This is a genomic window from uncultured Novosphingobium sp. (assembly GCF_964277725.1).
Taxonomy (GTDB): domain Bacteria; phylum Pseudomonadota; class Alphaproteobacteria; order Sphingomonadales; family Sphingomonadaceae; genus Novosphingobium; species Novosphingobium fluoreni.
The window spans coordinates 1-3,685 of record NZ_CAXYKL010000076.1 but is presented as its reverse complement, the minus strand read 5'-3'; the positions used below and the strand labels follow the sequence as shown (position 1 = coordinate 3,685).

5 protein-coding genes are annotated in these 3,685 nt (G+C 65.0%); 3 read left to right on the top strand and 2 right to left on the bottom strand.

The genetic code is table 11. From position 1 onward, the window contains the following. Both ACHWRX_RS04540 and ACHWRX_RS04535 read right to left on the bottom strand, forming a co-directional pair. Positions 1-512: MltA domain-containing protein (locus ACHWRX_RS04540; RefSeq protein ID WP_394658252.1), on the bottom strand; the 512-nt coding region annotated here is incomplete at its 3' end. An 11-nt stretch (positions 513-523) separates the two neighbouring features. Then, the gene (locus ACHWRX_RS04535) at positions 524-1,201 is read right to left on the bottom strand and encodes a Tim44/TimA family putative adaptor protein (RefSeq protein ID WP_394658251.1); all 678 of its coding nucleotides are present in this window, start codon (positions 1,199-1,201) and stop codon (positions 524-526) included. Between the two features lie 229 nt (positions 1,202-1,430). On the opposite strand from ACHWRX_RS04535, the gene secB reads away from it, so the two are divergent. The 3 genes from secB to ACHWRX_RS04520 all read left to right on the top strand — a co-directional run. After that, positions 1,431-1,940: a protein-export chaperone SecB gene (secB, locus tag ACHWRX_RS04530; protein ID WP_394658250.1), complete on the top strand. Its 510-nt coding sequence runs from the start codon at positions 1,431-1,433 to the stop codon at positions 1,938-1,940. Between the two features lie 47 nt (positions 1,941-1,987). Beyond that, positions 1,988-3,583 carry a murein biosynthesis integral membrane protein MurJ gene (gene murJ, locus ACHWRX_RS04525; RefSeq protein ID WP_394658249.1) on the top strand — a complete coding sequence of 532 codons (1,596 nt, stop codon included), beginning with the start codon at positions 1,988-1,990 and terminating at the stop codon, positions 3,581-3,583. Between the two features lie 10 nt (positions 3,584-3,593). Further along, a partial coding sequence (locus ACHWRX_RS04520) for a hypothetical protein (protein ID WP_394658253.1) occupies positions 3,594-3,685 on the top strand: 92 nt, incomplete at its 3' end.

Sequence of the window (3,685 nt, the reverse complement as noted above, 5' to 3'; positions counted from 1 at the left end):
GGTCGCGCGCGCACCAGATCGGGCGGCACGGCATAAACCGGAGTGTCGTAACCTGGAATGTGCGTGCGCGATCCGGCGATCTCAGGCTCGAAATAACCAGTGGCGAAGGCCCGTCCATCGCCCACTTGCACCGTCTCGAAGAACGTATCGAAGAACTTCTCCGCCTGGCCATAGGGCCAAGTCGCGAAGGCATCGCAAGCTGCTTTCCAATCCCCGGGGCGCGTCAAACCACTTTCATCCGTGCGGGTCGTCAGCCGTGGGCAGCTCTCACGGAAGGATAGGAGCGCTGCGGCCGCATCATCTTGCCGGATCGTCAGCGCGGAAACAGGAGGGCCCTCGCGCAAGAGGAGTTGGCGGGCGGTTTGCGCTTGCGGCGCGGTGTCAGGAGAGGACTGTGAAGGCGGTGGCCGCGAGACCACTTCGGGAGACGGCACCAGCCGGCCACATCCCGCGAGCATCAGAAGCGCGACGAGAACGACGGCGAACCGGCTCCCGCCTGGAAAACCGGCCATGTCCCGCAAGTTCAGCCCTCGTCGGTTTCGTCGAGCAACCAGTCCGGGTCGGGTGAATTGACGGCGCGGCTGAAAGTCCACACGTCAACCGCCTCGATTGCATCATCCAGCGAGCCGGCAACGAGAACGCCGTCGGCGTCACGCGTGACAGACGCGATATCGCTGCGGAAGCGAACTGTGATCCGGGCCGTGCCGCCATCCAACGAAGCTGCGCTGATCGCACTTTCCTCAATCCGGATCAGCCGGTTGTCTAGCGTCTCACCGGCTTCGACCCTCGCGTCGATAGCGGCGGCGAAACCTTCATAGACATCGCGATCGCACAAATGACGCAGCTCTTCCTTGTCGCCCTTCCAGAAGGCTTCCAGGATCATGCGATATGCACTGCGTGACCCATCCACGAACGCGAACGGGTCGAACCGGCGATCGGCGGCAGCGATTTCACGCAAGCCACGCTCAACCGCAGGCGACACCGCAGGCAGATCGCGCTGGGTTTTGACCGGTACGGCGCCAGCGGCCTCGTCCGGCTTGGCGGGAGCGGCGACGCGCGGGGAGCCCGCAGCGTTACGACGCGGATCAAACCGGGCGGCGATCGTCTCTTCCTCATGCTCGGCACGGCGGCCAAGCACGGAGTAAAGGCGCAGCCCCAGAAAGGCAGCGATCATCGCCAGGATCACGATTTCGACCGTCACGTCTAACTAACCGTCCTTCCCTCACCGCCGCGCCAGCGGAGTGCTCAAGCGCGGCAGCATAACCTCAGATAGGTAGGCTTTACAAATGAACAACGCGTGAGTTGCACCGCGAGGCCAAAAAAGCGCCCACCCGACACCCTTGGGCGATCGGTGCTCGGCATTGCCGCATGGCCGGCACGGTGCTAGGCGCCCGGGCAATTGAGAACCAACGCAGGAAGCTTTGCGCGCCATGGCCGACGAAGGCAACATCATCTCCGACCTCAACCTGAATAATGGCAGCGACGAGGACAACGATCCCGCCGCCGGTATCATCTCGCAGTATGTGAAGGACCTCTCGGTAGAGAACCCGAACGCACCGCACAGCTTCCAGTGGCAGGATGCGCCGCAGATCGACGTGCAGTTCAACATCGCCTCCACCCTGATCGAGGGCGAAGTGCACGAAGTCGAGCTGAAGATCGTCGTCACCTCACGCGCGGATGCCGGCGTCGCCTTCGCGGTGGACCTGACCTACGCGGCGCTTGTCGGCATGCGTAACCTCCCCGACCAGCAGGCCCACGCGTTCCTCTTCGCCGAAGCCCCGCGCATCCTGTTCCCCTTCGCCCGCGCGATCGTGTCGGAAGCCGTCCGGGATGCCGGCTTCCCGCCACTGATGCTGGATCCGATCGATTTCAATGGCCTGTACATGCAGCAGCTCACCGCCCAACAGGGCGTCGGCGCGCCGCCTGCCGGGAACGCCTGAACGAACTGCGCGTCGTACCCGAGCCTCTTGGGCATGACGCGTAGCCTATGAGCCTGGTCCGCAACGTCAGCACCATCGGCGGGCTGACGGCGCTCAGCCGAGTATTCGGCTTCGTGCGCGACATGCTGCTCGCCCGCGTTCTGGGCGCGGGACTGGCGGCAGACGCCTTCCAGCTGGCGTTCGTGCTGCCCAACACATTCCGGCGGCTGTTTGCCGAGGGCGCTTTCTCCGTCGCCTTCGTGCCGATGTATACCCGCGCTCTGGGCTCCGACCGCGGCGACGGTGTGGCGGAGCGGTTCGCCAGTGATGTGCTGGCGGTATTCGTATGGGTATTGCTGGGCTTTTCCGCCGTGGCAATGTTAGCGATGCCCGGCATCGTGTGGTTGCTCGCCCGCGAATATGCCGGAGTGCCGGGCAAGTTCGAGCTGGCGGTATCGCTCAGCCGCGTGACCTTTCCTTATCTCGCGCTGGTCAGTTTGGTGGCGATGCTTTCGGGCGTGCTGAACGCCCATGCCCGCTTCGCGCCCGGCGCATTCGTGCCGGTGTTGCTCAACCTGACGCTGATCACCGGCATCGTGACTGGCTACGTCCTGCGTCAGCAGGGCGGCACGGACATCACCGTAGCCTGGTCCGTGGCTGTCAGCGTGGCGGCGGCAGGACTGCTGCAACTGATCTACATGGCCTGGGCCGTTCGCCGAGCCGGAGTGAGGCTTACACTTTCGACGCCGCGCTTTACGCCTGAGGTCAGGCGTTTGGGCCGGCTGATCCTGCCCGCAACTTTCGGAGCCGGAATCTACCAGATCAGCCAATTCGTCGACACGTTCTTCGCCACCTCGCTCGCCCAGGGTTCGCTGACGCTGCTGAAATATGCCGACCGGCTGAACCAGATGCCGCTGGGCATCGTGGGTATCGCGCTGGGGACCGCGATCCTGCCGATGCTGGCGCGCCACATCCACTCTCATGACGAGGAAGGCGCGCAGCAACTGCAGGCGAATGCGGTGGAGATCGCCACCTTGCTCACCCTGCCCGCCGCTGCGGCGCTGGCGGTCTGCGCTCCGGCCTTTGTCACCGCGTTTTTCGTCGGCGGGAAGATGAACCAGGCGCAAGGCGACGTGATGGCCGCGATCGTCACGGCGCTGGTCTGCGGCCTGCCGTCCTACGTGCTGGTGAAGGTCTTCCAACCCGCGTTCTTCAGCCGGGAGGACACCCGCACGCCGGTATGGATCGCGGCAGCGGCGCTGGTGATCAACATCGCCATCAATGTGGCAATCGTGCCGACCTATGGCATCGTCGGGCTGGCGGGAGCGACCGCGTTTACCTCAAGCCTCAACGTCGCCGCCTTGTACGCGGTGCTGCATCACCGCGGATGGTTTCGCATATCGTGGCGGCTCGCCACCCGCGTGGCGCGGCAACTGGCGGCGACGGGGGTGATGGCGCTGGCGCTGTGGGCGCTGCTACCGCCGCTCCAGAACCGATACGCCGGCACCGCGCTGGAGCGGGCTCTGGCCCTGGCGACCCTCGTCGGCGCAGGCGGCGCGGTGTTCCTCGCCAGCGCCTGGCTCGTCGGCGCGCTCGACAAGAGCCACCTTGCGCAGCTACGGCGCAAGCCACGCGACGCCAGCGCGGTCAATCTCTCGGAATAGGTCAAGTCCCATGCGTATCGTCTCCGGCATCCAGCCCACCGGCAATCTGCACCTCGGCAATTACCTGGGCGCGATCCGCAATTGGGTGCGGATGCAGGACGA

Bases quoted from the DNA above. Each gene is read 5' to 3' on its own strand.
- murJ (WP_394658249.1), top strand. From the start codon at position 1,988: ATGAGCCTGGTCCGCAACGTCAGCACCATCGGCGGGCTGACGGCGCTC.
- secB (WP_394658250.1), top strand. From the start codon at position 1,431: ATGGCCGACGAAGGCAACATCATCTCCGACCTCAACCTGAATAATGGC.